Below are 18,396 nucleotides of genomic sequence, written 5' to 3' on the forward strand. Positions count from 1 at the left end.
ACCAATGGATTAAATTAAGCGTCCTCAACCATCATCAACCCTAAAAGAAGTCCTTATGCATTACCCTGCTTGGAAATACATACTAATCGCTGTGGTGCTTGTCATTGCTGGCATTTACGCCCTGCCAAATCTCTATCCTGACGAACCTGCCGTTCAAATCACAGGAGCAAGTGCAGGCACACAACTTAGCTCTGACGTGCTGACCAAGTCGCAAGCCTTGCTTGAACAATCAGGTCTATCCCATCACGGCGGTAGCTTTGAAAATAACACCGCCCTTATCCGCTTAAACACCGCCGAAGACCAGCTAAAAGCCCAAGAAACATTACGCAAAAACTTAGGCGATAATTATGTGGTGGCACTCAACCTCGCCCAAACCACCCCCCAATGGCTCAAAAATCTTGGTGCCAAACCCATGAAATTGGGTCTGGACTTGCGTGGGGGCGTGCGTTTTGTACTAGAAGTGGACATGAATAAGGCACTCGAACAGCGTCTTGCCACCGCCTCGCAGGACATCAGACGACATCTTAGGGTTGCTAAGATTGCCGTTAAAAGCCTAAGAACCACCAAAAACGGCATGGTGCTCACCTTTAATACCAACAGCGAACGTGATGAAGCCCAAAAAGTCCTGCAAAGCTCGGTTGCTGATTTTACATTTAGACCTTTGGCTGGCACAGATGGGGCAATCCTCGAAATAGCGTACAGCGACCATGCCCTTGCTCAAATCAACGAGTACGCCGTTGGTCAAAACCTAACCACCCTACGAAACCGTATTAATGAGCTTGGCGTAGCAGAAGCACTGGTACAATCACAAGGCTCAAACCGTATCGTAGTTGAGCTGCCAGGTGTGCAAGACACCGCAGAGGCAAAGCGTGTACTTGGACGTACTGCCAACTTAGAATTTCGTATGGTTAGTGCAGAAAATGAACATTATGCAGGCGGTGTCGCCCCTGCTGGCACAGAAGCCTTTCCATTTGAGACGCTTGATGGTCCACCCATCTTGCTTGACCGTCAAGCCATTGTTACAGGCGATAAAGTCCAAAACGCCCAAGCAGGTGTTGATGAGAATGGTCGTCCTCAAGTCGCCATCACACTAGACACCGCAGGCGGTCGCCTCATGCAGAATGCCACACGTACCAGCGTCGGCAAACAAATGGCAGTGCTATTTATCGAAAACAAACAACGCATTGGCTATGAAACCAATCCTGATACTGGCGAGAGCAAAGAAGTTCGTCAGCCATACAGCGAAATTCGTGTCATCAACCGTGCTACCATTCAAGCGGTGCTTGGCTCATCTTTTGTCATCACAGGACTAGACAGTCCAGCCGAAGCAGGAGAGCTTGCACTATTATTACGCTCTGGGGCGTTAGCAGCACCCATGTACTTTGCAGAAGAGCGTACCATCGGTCCATCGCTCGGTCAAGACAACATCGACAAGGGTCTTTTTGCCTCTCAAATTGGCTATTTGCTTGTCTTTGTATGGATGATTATATTCTATCGTGCATGCGGCGTCATCGCCAATATTGCCCTTGCCCTGAACATCGTCATGCTAACTGCCGTCATGTCTATCATCGGCTCAGCACTAACCCTGCCAGGTATTGCAGGGGTTGTCCTGACAATGGGTATGGCGGTCGATGCCAACGTACTGATTTTTGAGCGAATCCGTGAAGAACTGGCCTCTGGCGCCAGAACAAAATCTGCCATCTTGGCAGGCTTTGACCGTGCGTTTAGCTCAATTTTTGACGGCAACATTACCACACTACTTGTGGCATTTATCTTGTTTGCAGTTGGAAGTGGTCCTGTTAAGGGTTTTGCGGTAACACTTGCTATTGGTATCATTACCTCACTATTTACCGCTATCATTGTTACTCGTGCCTTACTACAAATATGGTACGGCTATCGCAAAAATCTTACCAAAATTAGCATTGGTTAGGAGTAAAAGATGACAGACAATCATGACAATCTTAACAACGCCACAGGTGAGACTCGCCGCCGCCGTGCACCACGCCGTGACGGCAAGGGCAGCAATGCTCAGGCAAATGCCAGCCTAGCCAACCAAGCCATCATTCAAAGCGATGAATTCGCCGAAAAAGAAGGCGGAGTTAAGCTCATCGCCAATCGGCAAATCATACCCTTTATGAAGCTTGAAATCCCTATGGTGGTCATCTCCCTACTGCTTGTGGTGGCTAGTATTTTTGCCATTGCCACTAAGGGATTAAACTTAGGGCTAGATTTTACAGGTGGTATCTCTGCCGATGTCAAATACGAACAACCTGCCGAACAAGCTCAGGTTGCCGCCGCACTCTCAGAAAAAGGTTTTAATGATGCGGTGGTGCAGTACTTAGGTACTCGACAAGAATTGCTGGTTCGCCTACCCCCCCAAGAAAACAAAGACCCTGAGGGATTGAGTACCGCCCTTAGCGAAGCTCTAAACCTCCCCTCAAACCCAGCCACCGTTGATAACATCAACATCATCGGCAGTCAAGTAGGTGGCGAGGTCTACACCAACTCCATGATGGCGTTAGGGTTGGCACTATTGCTAATGATGATTTATATCTCCATTCGCTTTCAGTTTAAATTGGCAGTTGGTGCGGTGCTGGCACTCTTTCATGACGTGATTGTGGTATGTGGATTATTTGCCATATTTGGCTGGCCATTTGATTTGACGGTATTGGCTTCGGTGCTAGCACTCATTGGTTATTCAGTCAATGACACCATCGTCGTCTATGACCGCATTCGTGAGAATTTTCGCCGTGTTCGTGGGCTTACGCCTCGTCAGGTGGTTGATTTATCCCTAACCGAAACCCTACGTCGCACCTTTATGACCACAGGTACTATTTTTGTGGTGGTTATCGCCCTCTTGTTCTTGGGTGGCGATGGTCTTTACTGGTTTGCACTTGCTCAGTTTATCGGCACCATTGCAGGTACGTATTCCTCAGTCTATATCGCAAGCTCAATCCCCTTACGCATGGGGCTGTCTCGTGAAGATTTTGTGGTTAGAGTTAAGCCAGAATTTGAAGAAGAAGTGGTTATATTTGCCGACCCCAAACTTCAAAACAGCCAAGATTAATTTGATAAAACCGTCCGACTGGGCGGTTTTTTATACTTTAAAATCACAATATCGCACCCCCCAACATAAAAACTTTTTCACTCCCATATAAACCCCACCACAATAAACCAACCACACACTCTGCAATAAATGGGACAATTCAAAACAATGTGGGATAAGTTAAGATAGACCAAACTGCAAGAGCGTTACACTGGGTGCAACAAGTTGGCGGAGTTTAAATTTGTGGTTTTATGGGGAAAGACAGGTAAAAATGCCTGTCTTTTTTGTCGTCCTATTTTAGCACATAAGCTCACGATGGCGGGTTGATTTTTTGGGTAGATAGCTTTGGGTTATGTGCCAGATGTCAGGGCGGATAAGGCGACTTCTATTAGCCGTCTATCGCCTTATCAGGCACATTGAAGGTAAACTTGCCAAGATTGTGGAGTTTTTAAGATAAATCAAAACCTGAAAACAAAATACCCCAAGCTGTGAAGTTTGGGGTATTTTTATGGGTTGATTTATTAGAATGAAATCAAATTACACATGGTGCAATAAACTCAAAAGGATATTTATTGCAAAAGTCGGCAAGATTTTTCGCGACGGGCATCACCCATAAAAAACAGCCCAAGCGATGTGCTTAGGCTGCCCAACTCATGTTTGTGTTACTTTATTTCTTTTGGTAAGCTAACTTGACACCCACAGCATAACCGTCATTATCCTCAAAACGTGCCACGCTACCATCTGTACCCACCTGTGTTGGGATTTGGGCAACGGCATCGCCAAACTTAAAGTATTTAGCACCGAGCGACACAGACCATTCGGGTGTGATGTTATATTTACCACCCAAGCCAACGCTATAATAACCCTTAATTGGACCTAATGTACTAACAGGATTGCCTGCACCGCTGTCATAGCCCACAGAACCCTGTACGGCAAGTTTGTCATTTAGTTTTTTGCCCAAACCAACTTCTGCTGACCACTGGTCGTCAGAATAACGCACGATAGGCAGACCATTTGGAAAGCTAGCAGGATTGCTGGCTTTGATGGTGTTGCTGTACTGTGGTGGCGTAATGTTAAAATCAGACCATGGCACATAGCGTACTTTGGCGGTTAATAACGTGGTTGGGTTTATCCCTGTTTGAAAATCTAGATTCCATGACTCAGGCAAAGTTACGCTAAATGGCTGAGTGATGGCTGTATCACGGTCTCGAAGAGCCAACGCTGGCACAACCTCCGCAATAGAGCGTTCATGGTCAATCTCTGAACGATAGGTTAAGGCTGCTTTTAGGGCAATCTCAGGTTTGTGGTAGGCGACACCCGCCACCCAGCCGTAACTGGTGTCAGCACCGATTCTGGCGTCATAACCAGTCATCGCACCATATGCTGTACCACGCAAATGTACCTCGCCTGTCAGACGTTGGATTTGTGGACCGCCATAAATTTGAAAGTTTTTATTTTGACCAAGTTTGGCACCCATGAGCAACGTGGCGTTTTGGGTACGAATCTCAACGTTGGTGCCTTGACCGTGCGTGCTTTCAGCAGAGGTAGCAATATCATTTAACTTGCCAGCAACATATTGCATGGTGGGATTACCTGATGCGTTTAGCTGTTGAGCCGTACCTTTGGCGACTTCCACACTTGTGATGGTGGGTACCATCGCACCAATTTGAGCCTTTTGTGCGTCGCTAAGCAAGGGGCTACTACCCAATACAGTCGCAGCGGTATTTACCATCATGGCGGTTGTTTTATCCTTGTCGCTCACAAAGTTGTTGTTGCCACGATATTCAATTGCTGCACCCCATGGTTCATCGTACAGCACACCAACACTAAATGTGTCATTAATGTCCGCTTTAATACCAAAACGTGCAGAATCATAGGCTTCTGCCATGTTGCTAATTGCATTGCCACTGGTGTCCTGCCCAGAAACACTCGCCTCAATGTAGGTGTACACCACCTCGCCATATGTGCCATCTTGCAAAAACGCTGTAACATCCTGTCCTGAGCGGTCAAGACCCGCCGCATTTGCTGTACCCACTACACCAATCGATGCTATTGCTAATGCTAAGTGTCTATAATTAAACATAAAAAACTCCAATTTAAAAACAACTCTTCCGTATGTCTTGTACATACTGCCTAGAAAATCATCGCTAAAACCTTGTCATGCCATCAAATCCACACAAAAACAAGTGTTTTAACAACTGTTTCGTTATCACATAATAAAACAAAATTCAGCATAAAACAATAGCAAAAAACGTACATTCTGTGAATAAATTGTCATTTTTTAAAATTTTTTCACGAATTTTTAGCAAAATATTAATAATTAATAATCATTTTAAATTAAAAACGCAACCTCCATGATAAAAAACTTCACAAAAAACACTATCGTAATTTTTCACTTTGTTATAAAATATCGCAAAAAAATCCTTCTAAACTTCATGAAAGCCCCAACCTACAAAAAAAATCTCCCCCTAAAAGAAAAAATCCACATCATCATCGAAGGCACGGACACCCCCGAAGGGAAGTTTTTTGATGTTGTTTTACTGATCGGTATCATACTAAGCGTGATTGTGGTCATGCTAGATAGCGTGCTATATCTTAGACTTCAATATGGTCGGTTATTTTTTTATGCCGAATGGCTATTTACCGTTCTGTTTACCACCGAATATTTGCTCAGACTGTACTCAGCCCCCAGTCGCAAGCAATATGCATTTAGTTTTTTTGGCGTGATAGACTTGCTGGCTTTACTACCTAGTTATTTAAGTTTATTTTTTATGGGAACACAGTATTTACTGGTGGTGCGGATTTTGCGGATTTTGCGGATTTTTAGGGTTTTTCGCCTCAAATCCTACATGCAACAGGCTGGGTTTTTGGCGGCGGCATTTCGTACCAGCCAGCATAAAATCATCGTTTTTTTCTTGTCATTGCTACTACTGGTTACAATTTTTGGCTCGGTCATGTACGTGGTGGAGGGTCCTGAAAATGGCTATACCAGCATCCCCAAATCTATCTATTGGGCGGTTGTAACCTTGACAACCGTAGGCTATGGCGACATCTCTCCCAAGACCCCCATCGGTCAGGCGATTGCAAGCATGGTGATGATCATGGGTTATTCTATCATTGCTGTGCCGACAGGAATTTTTACCGCTGAACTATCACGCACCATGAGACCTCAATTACACCCCATTACCTGCCCAAAATGCGGAAAATTTGGTCATGCCTCAAATGCTAAATTTTGCGACCGTTGTGGACATGATTTGCACTTATAAACAAAAAGGGCGAACCTCTCTCGCCCTCATAACAAATCCCACAAAATCAGCCTACACCTTATAAAACTTCGCCTGAGCAAAGGAGGGTTTTTTAGGATCTTTTTTGTCAAATTTTGCTTGTTTGCTCGGCTTTTTGCCATCTTTACCGAAGCGATCATGACGTTTTTGGCGAACCTCACGAGCTGGCAGGGGCTTTTTGTGAATGCGAGCTTGCTTTTCTTTGGTGGCAGTATTTAGACCAGTCCCCTGACGAGAACACAAACCCACCAAGCCCACCAAACCATCAATGGCTTTGGCATCAAGTTCAATAAACCGCCCTGTTTTTAGCTCTTTTGGTAGTGTCATGCTACCGTATCGCACACGAATCAAGCGAGAGACTTTTAATTCTTGTGATTCAAACATGCGGCGAACTTCACGCTTACGCCCCTCTTTGATGGTAACATAATACCATTTATTGACACCTGTACCACCGCCCTCTCTGATGTCATCAAATTTTGCTGTGCCATCTTCTAGCTCTACGCCAGAGGTTAGATTACGAGCAATCTCTGGAGTTACCTCGCCAAGCACTCGCACGGCATATTCACGCACAATCTCACTTGATGGGTGCATGAGCCTGTGAGCAAGCTCACCATCATTAGTAAATAACAAAAGCCCTGATGAATTAATATCAAGTCTACCCACCATAATCCATCTGTCGCCTGTCAGCTTTGGCAAACGGTCAAACACCGTAGGACGACCCTCAGGGTCAGACGCCGAACAAATCTCGCCCTCAGGCTTATAATACGCCAACACTCGGCGACGCTTGGCTCGCTCAGCATGGATACGCACCAAGCGACCGTCCACACGAATCTCGTCGGCGGGACTTGCTCTATCGCCCAAAGTGGCGATTTTACCATTAATAGAAATACGCCCTACTTTAATAACTTCTTCTAGCTGACGGCGAGAGCCTAAACCTGCACCTGCTAAGAGTTTTTGGAGTTTTTCTCCTGTCGGCTTACCACTGATTAATTCGGCGTCTTGATGATTAAGAGGAGTCTGAGAGTTGGTCATGGGTTTGTCCTGTATGGGGAATGTAACATTTCACAATGTTGGTTGGATTTGTGATTTTAACTGTTTTTTTAAAATTTAGCAAGAAATGTTCACTCATTAAATGAGAATAAAAATAAGAGTGCCGATAAACACCCTTATTATTTAACCATCAATCACTTTAAAAGCAATTTATTGATGCGTTTTAAGTAGCCTGCTGGGTCGGTGGGTTGTCCGCCGTCTGCAATCAATGCTTGGTCAAAAATCACTTCTGCCAAATCATCAAAATCGCCAGTGCTTTCTAAACGGTTGATGAGTGGGTGAGTGGGGTTGATTTCTAGGATTGGCTTGACATCAGGCACAGGTTGCCCCATGGCTTTTAGCATTTGAGCCATTTGTGGGGTCAGCTCACCGTCGCCCACCACAAGACAAGCAGGCGAGTCCACCAGACGGCTTGTTACTCGCACGTCTTTGGCCTTATTGCCCAATACGCCTTTGAGACGCTCAACCACAGGTTTGAGCTGTTCTTCTTGTTTTTTGACTTCTTCTTTTTCGGCTTCATCGGTCAAATCCCCCAAATCCACCGCCCCTTTGGCGATGTTTTGCAAGGGCGTACCGTCAAATGAAGTCAAGAAATTCATCGCCCATTCGTCCACTTTGGAGGTCATGAGAATGACTTCAATGCCTTTTTTGTTAAATAGTTCAAGCTGTGGCGAGTTTTTGGCAGACACAAGGTTATCAGCAGTTAGATAATAAATCGCTTTTTGACCCTCTTTCATGCGTGCTTTATAGTCGGCAAAACCAGTTACCACGCTGTCGTTGGTACTTGTGGCATAGCGGAGCAGTTTGGCGATACGTTCTTGGTTGGCTCCGTCTTCACCCAAACCTTCTTTGATAACATCGCCAAATTCACGATAAAAGTCAGCAAATTTCGCTTGTTTACTTTCGTCCTCAGAATTTGCCAAACTTGCAAGCAAAGTCAAGACACGGCGAGCATTGCCCTCACGAATGGATTTGACATCACGGCTTTCTTGTAAGATTTCACGGCTGACATTAAGTGGCAAATCAGCACTGTCAATCACACCCTTGACAAAACGTAGGTACATGGGGAGCAGTTGCTCAGCATCGTCCATGATAAAGACACGTTTGACGTAAAGTTTTAGCCCACGTTGATGTTCACGAGCATAGAGGTCAAAGGGGGCTTTTTTGGGAATGTACAAAAGCTGAGTGTACTGCACACGTCCCTCTACTCGGTTGTGCGTCCAAGTGAGTGGCTCATCAAAATCATAGCTGACCGTTTTGTAAAACTCGCTATACTCCTCATCGCCAATCTCACTTGGGCTACGAGTCCAAAGGGCGGACGCTTTGTTGATGGTTTCCCACTCATCGGTCAAAATCATCTCGCCGTTTGGTACTGGAGCGTTTTCGTCCTGGTCTGCGTCCTCTTGCCAAACTTCTTTACGCATTTGGATGGGTAGGCTGATGTGGTCGGAGTATTTTGAAACCAATGATTTGATTTTGTAGCGGTCAAGGTAACCATACTCGCCCTCTTCACGCTCGACAAATTCGTCTTTTAGATGGAGTGTGATGGTCGTACCACGAGTTGCCTTGTCGATATTTTCGGTGGTAAATGAGCCTGTACCGTCCGACACCCAGCGTACGCCATTACTTGCTGGCTCGCCTGCTTTACGGCTATCGACGCTGATTTTGTCCGCCACAATAAAGCCTGAATAAAAGCCTACGCCAAACTGTCCAATCAGATGACCGTCCTTTTTGTCAGCGTCCGACAGTTTGTCCAAAAAGGCTTTTGTGCCTGATTTGGCAATCGTACCTAGATTGTCAATCACGTCCGCCTCATTCATGCCAATGCCATTGTCAGAAATGGTCAAGGTTTTGGCATCTTTATCAATCTCAATACGAATGGCAAGCGAGCCGTCATTTTCGTACAGACTGTCGTCCGATGTCGCCAAAAAGCGTAATTTATCACACGCATCAGAGGCATTGGAAACCAGCTCACGGATAAAAATATCTGGGTTTGAGTACAAAGAATGGGTAACAAGGTGGAGAAGTTGATTAACTTCAGTTTCAAAGGTATGATTTTTTACGGTCATAAAAAATATCCTGTCAAGGGCGTGCCAAATCTTGGTTTTTGTTGCAAAAAATGAGAAAAATCGCACGTTTTTCAAGGAAAAGCCCGCAGTTGATATAATCATATCAACAAGGGATTTGACGCAGAAAAACAAGATTTAGCCATTTTTTGCACAAAAATACACGCAAAATCTTAAAACTGGACGCACCACAACCAATGTAATCAAGGTTTGGCACGCCCTCATTAACAGGATAAAAATAGGGATAAGGGCGAATTTTTCAAGGGTAAAATCATTGGACTTTTCTTGGTATGTCTTCTTTTTCTGCCCTTTCACGTGTTTGCTCTTTCAAATTAAGCAAGTCGCATTTTGGCACGGACTCAAACATTGCTCTTAGCAGCTTATCGTTAGCAAACAAAGTTTTGCCAATATCACCGCCATCGTTATATTTGGCAAATACAGTCATATACTGTGCGTAGTCCGCCTTGTCATACTCATCAAGGTTTATAAAACGGATAAAATCGCCATTGCCTGCACGCAACTCCTTAAACATCTCTTGACCGAGCGGTGTGTCGAAAAAATTGTCCATGAGTTGTCGTTCGTGTTCGGTCAAAAACCCATCAATGTGCTTGACTGCCAACTCATCCAAAATGGGTTTGAGTATGTCGCTCACGCATTGCTGTTTTTTGACATCCACGCCATTAAAGCTTTCCACCACAGATTCTGCCATTGCCCCGTTAAACATGAGTTTGGTAAAATCAGCGGTCGCCCCTGTATAAGCAAATGCTTGTGTGGACAAAAACAGGCACGCACCCAGTAGATATTTTTTCATGATAACTCCGACATGGAAAAATGTTTAAACCATCATAGCACAATCATGGGGGCGGTGCAATGTAAAACACCCCGAAACTCATTTGGGGTGTTTTTGATAGGACATCAATTCAATTTCAATTTCTCAAAACCAAGTCGCCCATTATCCACCACAACAGAAATGGTATCGCCTGCTACAAATTCGCCTGCAATGAGCTTTTGGGCAAAGAATGGGTAACAAGGTGTAGAAGTTGATTAACTTCGGTTTCAAAGGTATGATTTTTTTACGGTCATAAAAATATCCTGCTAATGAAAATTAACAGGATAAAAATAGGGATAAGGGCGAATTTTTTAAGGGCTTGCAAAATACCCAAGCATGTTACACCTTGCCAAAACTCCCCCTCTTTGCTATAATCACGGCATTAAACTGTAAAGCTCTTGTCATACGCAAGGGCTTTTTTAGATACAGAGTCAAATCATGAACAGCCAAACCCCCATCTTTAACAATGACAATTTACTAGAAAATGTCTTTTTAAGCATTCAAAGCACCCTAAGTAGCGTCAAGCACAGCTACACGACCACCGCAGGGGATTTGGTTGATGAAATTTTAATCACAGGCAGTCAAGCCCAAATCAATGACGCTTTAAATCAATTTGTCGTCAAAAATGTCGGCATGATATTAGAGCTTAGACTTGACCTACTAGACGATTTTTTGCGACTGTATTGCACGGCTGATTTGCTTGGCATGCATTTATCGGTTGCCAGCAATTTCAAACTTACCGAAATTCGCCTTGACCGCCACGTCCAAAGAGTTGTTTTTGAGCAAATTTCTGATACGGATATTTTGACTTTGCACAGCAAATCATGGTGGAAAACCCCCTCAATTAAGTTTGCCGTGAACGCCTACCGCACCCTACTCAAAAAAGACCCACTGCCATTTTTGCTTAGTCTATCCCCAAAACTCAAAGGCAGACCATTCATTGAATACAAAGGCGACATCATCTACCTTGAAATCGGCAGATGGCTACCAGCTGACATCAAAAAATACCTAAAAAAGGTGCAAATCAATCACGCCACCATTGAACATGAACAGCTTATCCTAAAAGCCCAACCGAATTTTTCAGAAATTCTTAGTTTTGGCGACCCTAATGCTGACATTATTACCGAAAAAGACAACCCCAATTACCCTAATAATAAAAAATCAGCCTAATTTATAACTCAAACCCCAGAAACTACCGCCAAGTAACATGACGGCAAGTACACCCATACACACCATAAGGTTTAAGTTGTCTGAGGCTTAGTTTACAATACCTGATTCTTGGAGACAATGACTGCGATTAAAGTTATCATACTGATATTTGGAGAAATGGGGAGAATCTTGTGATGTCAAGGCAGGTATGTGTCTAGTGCAATTTGGGTCGTAGTTGGGGTAAGCCTCAGGTTTTTGGCTTTGCTCCTCGTTAAATTCCTGCATATTCATACATGCCGTCAAAGACAACGCCATTATGGCTAATGCTATGATTTTCATAAGACCTCTCCAAAGAAACTACTCCCCAAAGGTTTGAGGAGCAGTGTTGTTACATACTGATTATTTGATACGCATGTCGCCAGTTTCAATGAAACGCTGGTGCCATGATAGGGCTTCAAGCAAGATGTGTGGAGTATGAATACCACCTGCTTTTTCACTCGTTGCCAACGCACGGTCATAGTAATCACGAAGCATATCACGATAATCAGGGTGTGAGCAGTTTTCGATGATTAACTTCGCACGTTGTTTTGGAGATTTACCACGTAAATCAGCCATACCTTGTTCGGTAACGATGAACATCACATCGTGCTCGGTGTGGTCGTGGTGTGACACCATTGGTACGATGGACGAGATTTTGCCGTCTTTGGCGGTAGATGGGCTGACATAGAATGAGAAAAAGCCATTGCGGGTAAAGTCGCCAGAACCACCAATACCATTCATCATCTTGGTACCCATGACATGAGTTGAGTTCACATTACCATAAATGTCCGCTTCAATCATCGCATTCATACCGATGATACCCAGACGGCGAATGATTTCTGGGTTATTACTGATTTCCATTGGGCGTAGGATTAGCTTATCACGCAAAAACTCAATGTTGTCATTAAAGCGTTGTAGTGCATCTGGGCTAAATGACAAGGCGGTTGCTGATGCGTGCTTCATCTTGCCTGCTAGGATAAGGTCAAGCATACCATCTTGGAGTACTTCGGTATAACCTGTCAAATCTTCAAATGGAGCGTCAAGCAATCCTGCCATGACTGCGTTAGCAACGTTACCCACGCCTGATTGTAGTGGAAGTAGGCTCTTAGGCAAGCGACCTGCTTTGACTTCATGGTCAAGAAAATCAATGATTTGGCTGGCGATACGCATTGAAGTTTCGTCAGGGTCAGCAAACTTCGAGTTACGGTCGCCACCGTTGGTTAGGACAATCGCAAGGATTTTGTCTTCTGGGCATTCCATATAAGGTGAACCGATACGATCAAACGCACCGACAAGTGGGATTGGCTTACGAAATGGCGGCAAACCCACTTCGCCATAGACATCGTGCATGCCTTCTAAACCAGCATTTTGGGCAGAGTTTACCTCAACGATGACTTTATCAGCGTTTTTAATCGCTTCTACGCCATGACCAATACCCATTGCAAAAATCAGTTTGCCATCTTCGGTAATACCAGCCGTTTCAACAATGGCAATATCAAATTTGCCATAGAAACCTTGACGCATTTGTTGTTCAACATGCGATAGGTGCATGTCTTGGTAGGCAGTATTGCCTGCGTTGATGTTGTTACGAAGCGTTGGGTCAGATTGGAAAGGTGAACGGAAATGCACCGCATTCGCCTCAGCAAGCACGCCGTCACACTCAGGGGCAGTAGACGCACCTGTTACCATACCAATGCTAAAAGTCTCGCCACGAGCGTGAGCGTCTTTTGCTTTATTAGCGATGGCAGTTGGCAAGGCTTTTGGGTAGCCTGCCCCTGTAAAACCCGTAATGGCAAGGTTCATACCATCTTTGACAAATTCGGCTGCTTGCTCGGCAGTCATGACTTTTTCACGCAAAGAAGCGCTACGGATACGGTCGATTGACATAATAAATTCCTTTATGAAATTGTGGAACACCAAATAAATCCCTTACCAAACAGGTAAAGTTACCTAGATTTTAACATCTGTTAAGGATAAAATAAATAGTTTGTTACAAATATTTCACGTAATTTTTATGCATAAATTCCGAATAAAAAAACCGCCCAAAAGGACGGTTTTATGTATGGCGGAAGCTGAGAGATTCGAACTCTCGGTGGGCTACAAACCCACGCCGGTTTTCAAGACCGGTGCATTCAACCGCTCTGCCAAGCTTCCAATGAGTGCGTATTATACGCAAAATTTTAAAGAATGCAAGCGATTTTTTAAAAAAATTTTAAAATTTATCCCAACTCATTATCAATACTGAAATTTTAGACCCAAAACATCATTCATGGTCCAATTCTGAAAAAATCTTCGGCTGTCGTCTGGGCGTGCTAATTTCTTCTAGGCTGATTTCCTGCATGGTGCGACAATTGGTTTGTGGACGAAAAATATCGCGCATTAGCGCCGCCGCCTCATACACAGCTCGCCGTGAGTGCATGAGATTTGCATCAATATCACGCCACGATAACGAAATGGCAAGCGGTGCTGGCTGTGGCACGGTATCAATCCCCATTTTTGCAAATTGTCGTCTGGCACGTGCCATATGATAACGATCAGTAACAAGATACACATTGGTGGTCAGTTCGTGATGAGCGAGTAGTTTGGCGGTAAATACTGCGTTCTCACACGTATTCATACTGGCGTTATCACTAATGACCACAGAATTAGGCAAGGCAGATTTGATATAATCCAACAGCCATGGAGACTCTGCACCGCTGGTAATAATAGGAGTGCCATCATATCGCATGATAGCGGTATCAGCCCTGCTTTGAGAATAATGATTTAGGACAATTTTGCCCTCTTTTTTGGTAAGACCGCCACCGAGTATCACGGTCGCTGTGGGTTTTTTTGTGTGATTGTCAAGTGTGATTTTGCTAAATATATCGAACAAGAACACGCCCACGTTGGCAAAGATGGGGGTTGTTACCGAAATCAGGCTCAACAATACCACCACCATTGTCCATTTGACCGTCTTATAAATCGCTCGCCAAATACCCACCCAAAACACCTACACAACCCACACAGGCTCACGCACCAGCACCACCCCAAAGATTTCTTGCACTGTCTTGACGATAAAATCTTGGGAGATTTGAATATCTTGCGAAGTGGCGACATGCGGAGCGTGATTAGTCAGCACCAAAGCCTGCTTGGTGTGTGTCAAGATAGGAAAAACCCCCTTGCCTTTTAGACCTGCCCTATCAATGAGCCACCCTGCTGGAATTTTGATAAACTCATCATCAATAGGATAGCTTGGCAAATCAGCAAATTGCTCTTTTAATTTAATAAAATCCGCCATAGCAATGATGGGATTTTGAAAAAACGAACCGCAATTTGGAAGTATACTAGGGTCTGGCAATTTGCTTTGGCGAATTTGCACCACCGCATCAAACACATCAACAGGGTGGGGGGTAGCACGCCCATTTTGCTCGGCAAATGCTTGGGAGACACTCGCCAAATCCCCATAATCGGTCAATACACGCTCGCCATCTTTGTGCAAACCAAACACCACATGAGTGATAAGATAGCGATTAGGATTTACTTTAAAAAAACTATGGCGATAACCAAAATCACACTCTACCCTATCAAACACCACCTGCGTACCAGTAGTCAAATCCACCGCCGACACTTGCACGATAAAATCAGAGACCTGCACACCATAAGCACCGATATTTTGGATTGGAGATGCCCCCACCAAACCTGGTATCAGGGCAAGATTTTCAAGACCATACCAACCACGTTTTAGGCAAAACTGCACAAACTCATGCCAATTTTCTCCGCATGCTACCTGCACACGAACGCTTGTATCATCTTCATTGACAATATCAATGCCTCTCAAGCGAGGCAATAGCACTAACGCATTTAGCGTGCTCGGTAAAATTACATTACTGCCACCTGATAGCACAAACATCGGCAAATCATGCGTTTTGGCAAATTGCATGGCAAAACAAACATCATCATAAAACGTATCAGCCTCGCCCAACACCAAAGCCTGTGTCGCCACACACGATAACGCCATCGTGTTATGCCTAGATAAGTCATAATTTGTCAAAATATCGGTCATCATAACCCTCCTTGCCAGCGAGAAATCCAACCATTGCCAGCCCGTATGATGTGAGCAAACATCTGCTCAAAGTCCTGCTTATCTCCATAATAAGGATCGGCCACCGCCTTATCATCAAACAAACGCACATGGGCGGTCGCATCGGTTGGCATGATTTTTTGAAGAGCTTTTAAATTGTCATTATCCATCGCAAAAATCATCTCAAACTCATAAAAATCACTGATTGACACCTGTCTTGCCCGAAGGTTTGATAACTCATAACCCAAGCTACGACCAACTTCAATGGCTCGACCATCTGGTGCTTCGCCCACATGATAACCTGCCACGCCTGCCGAATCTAGCACCACATTTAGCCCCACCTCCTCACACTGTTTTTGCATGACACTCTGAGCAGATGGACTACGGCAAATATTACCAAGACAAACAAACAAGATGGATTTTGGGGGATATGATAATGACATGATACTTGACAAATACAAAAGATGTTCTATTGTAACATAACTTTGAGGTGTTTTATCAAACAAACCAATATTTTACACAAAAGTATTATTATTAATGAATGAAGTCCTGATAATATTTAGCAATATTATTTACCAAGTGATTAACAACGCACGTACAAATACCAACACAAATCATATTTTAAACAAACTTATTTTAGCTATAATAAGAAAATCAAGTTATTCGTTGCTGTTTTAGGAGTCTTTATGAAAAGCAAACTTATCTTAACTGCCGTTGGTGCAAGCCTGTTACTTAGTGCCTGTGCCACAAACCCTCATCAGACCAACAGTACAGCCTACAACAACACCATCAGCGGTGCTGCTATTGGTGCTGCCATCGGAGCTCTAAGCCAGACTGATGATGGCGACCGCTTTTCATGACCAGCATTCTATCAGCACGAGAAGCCAGTGTCTTATCATGCGTTACCATCAGTAGTGCCATGCCAAGCGTCTCTTGCAGTTCAGATAACAGCTCAAACACCGCCACCGCATTTTCGTCATCGAGATTGCCTGTGGGTTCATCTGCCAGCACCAAAGATGGGCGTGTTACCAACGCTCTGGCAATCGCCACTCGCTGACGCTCCCCCCCTGACAGCTCACTTGGACGATGATGGATACGATGCGACAAGCCCACCCTGTCAAGTAACTCATTTGCCCTATCACGAGCCTCGCTAATACTGACACTCGACCTCATCAAAAGTGGCATGGCGACATTTTCGGTAGCACTAAACTCAGCAAGCAGATGATGAAACTGATAAATAAACCCCAAATGCTCATTTCGAAGCTGTCCCCTTTGGGTTTCATTAAGATGATTTAGGCAAATCCCATGAAGCCATACTTCGCCTTCGGTAGGCGTGTCTAGCCCACCCAGTAAATGCAGTAGCGTACTTTTGCCTGAACCACTACTACCCACAATAGCAACACGCTCGCCTCGATGGATACTCAGGTCTAGCCCCATCAGGACGGGCGTTTTTATTTTACCCTCATCATAAATTTTACTGATGTTTGTAGCTTGCAAAATAACTGTCATAGTCCCTCTTGGATAATCATTCGTATCGTAATGTTTGGGCAGGTTGAATTCTTGATGCTTTTAATGATGGATAAATCGTCATTACAAAGGATAATAAAAATGACGCTGAGGCAATCAATAAAATATCGCCAATTTGGATTTGGGTGGGTAAATAATTGACAAAATAAGCATCAAATAAATGAAGCCCAAAAAAGTCATTGATAAACCCTAAAAGTCTGCTGACTGTCAAAGAAAAAGCCACCCCCAATATCGTCCCTGCCACCGTGCCTACCACGCCAATAATCATGCCTTGCACCATAAATACCTGCATGATGAGTTTGGGACTTGCCCCAAAAGTCTTTAAAATGGCGATGTCAGATTTTTTATCGGTTACAAGCATGACAAGGCTAGATACAATATTGAAGGCTGCAATAACCACAATCAAAAACAACAACAATCCAATCATTGCCTTTTCCATCTGAATGGCAGAAAACAGATTGCCGTGCGTACTCGTCCAGTCATCGGCGTACAGTTGGTCAGGATATAGGCTTTTGGCTTTGGTGGCGGCTTGCGGTGCTTTGAAAATATTATTGACTTTTAGGCGAATGCCCACAGCTCCCTCAGGCAGTCTAAGCAAAGTTCCAGCGTCCCTCATGGCAACATAGGCCATCGCCCCATCAATCTCAGAGCTGATGTGAAACGTCCCAACCAACGTAAATCGCTTAAATCTAGGCACAACGCCCGCCACCGAAGGCGATGCCTCAGGCAGTACCAACGTTACTTTATCACCCAAACGAAGTCCTAACGACCACGCCAAGCTCTCGCCCAGCACAATCCCAAACTCGCCTGCTTGTAGTGCATGAATATCCCCTGATGTCATGTGCTGACCGATGATGGAGACTTTGGTCTCGTATTTAGGTTCGATGCCTGTTACCATAATGCCAGCCACCTGCCCCTCTGTGGTTAACATGCCTTGCAAACTGATAAATGGGGCAGTTGCCACGACATTTGGGTCGTTATCCTCAATCTCTTTGGCAAGCGACTGCCAGTTAGGGATAATCTCGCCAGAGACCACGTTTGCCTGAGGTACCATGCCTAAGATACGGGTTTTTAATTCTCGATCAAAACCATTCATGACTGACAGCACCGTAATTAGCACTGCCACGCCAAGCGTCAACCCAATCATTGAGATGAGCGAAATGAACGAAATAAAGCCATTTTTGCGTTCGGCTTTGGTATACCTCAATCCAATAAATAAAGCAATGGGACGAAACATAAATGAATAATGCCTTACAAAATTTAGCGTGATAGTTTACACTATTTTGGCGACTTTTTGGGAATTTTATAAAGATACATTAAGCAAACATGCCTTTAAACCATCAAGT

Annotated in this window: 16 protein-coding genes and 1 tRNA gene; 5 read left to right on the top strand and 12 right to left on the bottom strand. The window is 44.4% G+C overall.

Annotated elements, in window-relative coordinates; all coding sequences use genetic code 11:
- The first annotated feature begins 55 nt into the window (after positions 1 to 55).
- Positions 56 to 1,930, top strand: a complete 1,875-nt coding sequence (secD, locus tag Q4B79_RS03740) for a protein translocase subunit SecD (protein WP_303085090.1) — start codon at positions 56 to 58, stop codon at positions 1,928 to 1,930.
- A gap of 9 nt (positions 1,931 to 1,939) precedes the next feature.
- Positions 1,940 to 3,067 (top strand): protein translocase subunit SecF, encoded by a 1,128-nt coding sequence (secF, locus tag Q4B79_RS03745; RefSeq protein WP_303085091.1) that lies wholly within the window; start codon positions 1,940 to 1,942, stop codon positions 3,065 to 3,067.
- Positions 3,068 to 3,713: 646 nt separating this feature from the next.
- On the opposite strand, the gene Q4B79_RS03750 is transcribed toward secF, so the two are convergent.
- Positions 3,714 to 5,129, bottom strand: a complete 1,416-nt coding sequence (locus Q4B79_RS03750; RefSeq protein ID WP_303085092.1) for an outer membrane protein transport protein — start codon at positions 5,127 to 5,129, stop codon at positions 3,714 to 3,716.
- A gap of 352 nt (positions 5,130 to 5,481) precedes the next feature.
- On the opposite strand from Q4B79_RS03750, the gene Q4B79_RS03755 reads away from it, so the two are divergent.
- Complete coding sequence (locus Q4B79_RS03755) at positions 5,482 to 6,312, top strand: ion transporter (RefSeq protein WP_303085093.1); 831 nt, start codon at positions 5,482 to 5,484, stop codon at positions 6,310 to 6,312.
- Between the two features lie 51 nt (positions 6,313 to 6,363).
- Here Q4B79_RS03755 and rluB read toward each other — a convergent pair whose 3' ends face one another.
- The 3 genes from rluB to Q4B79_RS03770 all read right to left on the bottom strand — a co-directional run bounded on the left by rluB (position 6,364) and on the right by Q4B79_RS03770 (position 10,257).
- A complete protein-coding gene (rluB, locus tag Q4B79_RS03760) occupies positions 6,364 to 7,362 on the bottom strand; it encodes a 23S rRNA pseudouridine(2605) synthase RluB (protein ID WP_303085094.1) in 999 nt (332 codons plus the stop codon).
- Positions 7,363 to 7,514: 152 nt separating this feature from the next.
- Positions 7,515 to 9,449 (bottom strand): molecular chaperone HtpG, encoded by a 1,935-nt coding sequence (gene htpG, locus Q4B79_RS03765; RefSeq protein ID WP_303085095.1) that lies wholly within the window; start codon positions 9,447 to 9,449, stop codon positions 7,515 to 7,517.
- A gap of 268 nt (positions 9,450 to 9,717) precedes the next feature.
- A complete protein-coding gene (locus Q4B79_RS03770) occupies positions 9,718 to 10,257 on the bottom strand; it encodes a hypothetical protein (protein WP_303085096.1) in 540 nt (179 codons plus the stop codon).
- Positions 10,258 to 10,713: 456 nt separating this feature from the next.
- On the opposite strand from Q4B79_RS03770, the gene Q4B79_RS03775 reads away from it, so the two are divergent.
- The gene (locus tag Q4B79_RS03775; RefSeq protein WP_303085097.1) at positions 10,714 to 11,445 is read left to right on the top strand and encodes a hypothetical protein; all 732 of its coding nucleotides are present in this window, start codon (positions 10,714 to 10,716) and stop codon (positions 11,443 to 11,445) included.
- A gap of 87 nt (positions 11,446 to 11,532) precedes the next feature.
- Here the strand turns inward: Q4B79_RS03775 and Q4B79_RS03780 are convergent, their stop codons facing one another.
- The 6 genes from Q4B79_RS03780 to Q4B79_RS03805 form a co-directional block, all read right to left on the bottom strand.
- Entirely contained in the window at positions 11,533 to 11,763 is a 231-nt protein-coding gene (locus Q4B79_RS03780) for a hypothetical protein (protein WP_303085098.1), read from the bottom strand.
- A gap of 60 nt (positions 11,764 to 11,823) precedes the next feature.
- Entirely contained in the window at positions 11,824 to 13,350 is a 1,527-nt protein-coding gene (locus tag Q4B79_RS03785) for an acetyl-CoA hydrolase/transferase family protein (RefSeq protein WP_303085099.1), read from the bottom strand.
- Between the two features lie 176 nt (positions 13,351 to 13,526).
- Positions 13,527 to 13,617, bottom strand: a tRNA-Ser gene (locus Q4B79_RS03790).
- 109 nt (positions 13,618 to 13,726) lie between these two features.
- A complete protein-coding gene (locus tag Q4B79_RS03795) occupies positions 13,727 to 14,452 on the bottom strand; it encodes a YdcF family protein (RefSeq protein ID WP_303085100.1) in 726 nt (241 codons plus the stop codon).
- Positions 14,453 to 15,505, bottom strand: coding sequence for a UDP-N-acetylmuramate dehydrogenase (murB, locus tag Q4B79_RS03800; protein WP_368500045.1), 1,053 nt, complete (start codon positions 15,503 to 15,505; stop codon positions 14,453 to 14,455).
- Entirely contained in the window at positions 15,505 to 15,966 is a 462-nt protein-coding gene (locus Q4B79_RS03805) for a low molecular weight protein-tyrosine-phosphatase (protein WP_303085102.1), read from the bottom strand. The genes murB and Q4B79_RS03805 overlap by 1 nt, the downstream gene beginning before the upstream one ends.
- Before the next feature lie 243 nt (positions 15,967 to 16,209).
- On the opposite strand from Q4B79_RS03805, the gene Q4B79_RS03810 reads away from it, so the two are divergent.
- Entirely contained in the window at positions 16,210 to 16,383 is a 174-nt protein-coding gene (locus Q4B79_RS03810; protein WP_303085103.1) for a hypothetical protein, read from the top strand.
- On the opposite strand, the gene lolD is transcribed toward Q4B79_RS03810, so the two are convergent.
- Together lolD and Q4B79_RS03820 are read right to left on the bottom strand one after the other, a co-directional pair.
- Positions 16,325 to 17,032, bottom strand: coding sequence for a lipoprotein-releasing ABC transporter ATP-binding protein LolD (lolD, locus tag Q4B79_RS03815; RefSeq protein ID WP_303085104.1), 708 nt, complete (start codon positions 17,030 to 17,032; stop codon positions 16,325 to 16,327). The two genes, Q4B79_RS03810 and lolD, sit on opposite strands and share 59 nt — an antisense overlap.
- Before the next feature lie 16 nt (positions 17,033 to 17,048).
- Positions 17,049 to 18,287 carry a lipoprotein-releasing ABC transporter permease subunit gene (locus tag Q4B79_RS03820; protein ID WP_303085105.1) on the bottom strand — a complete coding sequence of 413 codons (1,239 nt, stop codon included), beginning with the start codon at positions 18,285 to 18,287 and terminating at the stop codon, positions 17,049 to 17,051.
- Positions 18,288 to 18,396: the final 109 nt, after the last annotated feature.

It is taken from the genome of Moraxella sp. (genome assembly GCF_030525845.1).
In the GTDB taxonomy this organism is placed as follows: domain Bacteria; phylum Pseudomonadota; class Gammaproteobacteria; order Pseudomonadales; family Moraxellaceae; genus Moraxella.

Bases quoted from the DNA above. Each gene is read 5' to 3' on its own strand.
- secD (WP_303085090.1), top strand. From the start codon at position 56: ATGCATTACCCTGCTTGGAAATACATACTAATCGCTGTGGTGCTTGTC.
- secF (WP_303085091.1), top strand. From the start codon at position 1,940: ATGACAGACAATCATGACAATCTTAACAACGCCACAGGTGAGACTCGC.
- Q4B79_RS03750 (WP_303085092.1), bottom strand. From the start codon at position 5,129: ATGTTTAATTATAGACACTTAGCATTAGCAATAGCATCGATTGGTGTA.
- Q4B79_RS03755 (WP_303085093.1), top strand. From the start codon at position 5,482: ATGAAAGCCCCAACCTACAAAAAAAATCTCCCCCTAAAAGAAAAAATC.
- rluB (WP_303085094.1), bottom strand. From the start codon at position 7,362: ATGACCAACTCTCAGACTCCTCTTAATCATCAAGACGCCGAATTAATC.
- htpG (WP_303085095.1), bottom strand. From the start codon at position 9,449: ATGACCGTAAAAAATCATACCTTTGAAACTGAAGTTAATCAACTTCTC.
- Q4B79_RS03770 (WP_303085096.1), bottom strand. From the start codon at position 10,257: ATGAAAAAATATCTACTGGGTGCGTGCCTGTTTTTGTCCACACAAGCA.
- Q4B79_RS03775 (WP_303085097.1), top strand. From the start codon at position 10,714: ATGAACAGCCAAACCCCCATCTTTAACAATGACAATTTACTAGAAAAT.
- Q4B79_RS03780 (WP_303085098.1), bottom strand. From the start codon at position 11,763: ATGAAAATCATAGCATTAGCCATAATGGCGTTGTCTTTGACGGCATGT.
- Q4B79_RS03785 (WP_303085099.1), bottom strand. From the start codon at position 13,350: ATGTCAATCGACCGTATCCGTAGCGCTTCTTTGCGTGAAAAAGTCATG.
- murB (WP_368500045.1), bottom strand. From the start codon at position 15,505: ATGACCGATATTTTGACAAATTATGACTTATCTAGGCATAACACGATG.
- Q4B79_RS03805 (WP_303085102.1), bottom strand. From the start codon at position 15,966: ATGTCATTATCATATCCCCCAAAATCCATCTTGTTTGTTTGTCTTGGT.
- Q4B79_RS03810 (WP_303085103.1), top strand. From the start codon at position 16,210: ATGAAAAGCAAACTTATCTTAACTGCCGTTGGTGCAAGCCTGTTACTT.
- lolD (WP_303085104.1), bottom strand. From the start codon at position 17,032: ATGACAGTTATTTTGCAAGCTACAAACATCAGTAAAATTTATGATGAG.
- Q4B79_RS03820 (WP_303085105.1), bottom strand. From the start codon at position 18,287: ATGTTTCGTCCCATTGCTTTATTTATTGGATTGAGGTATACCAAAGCC.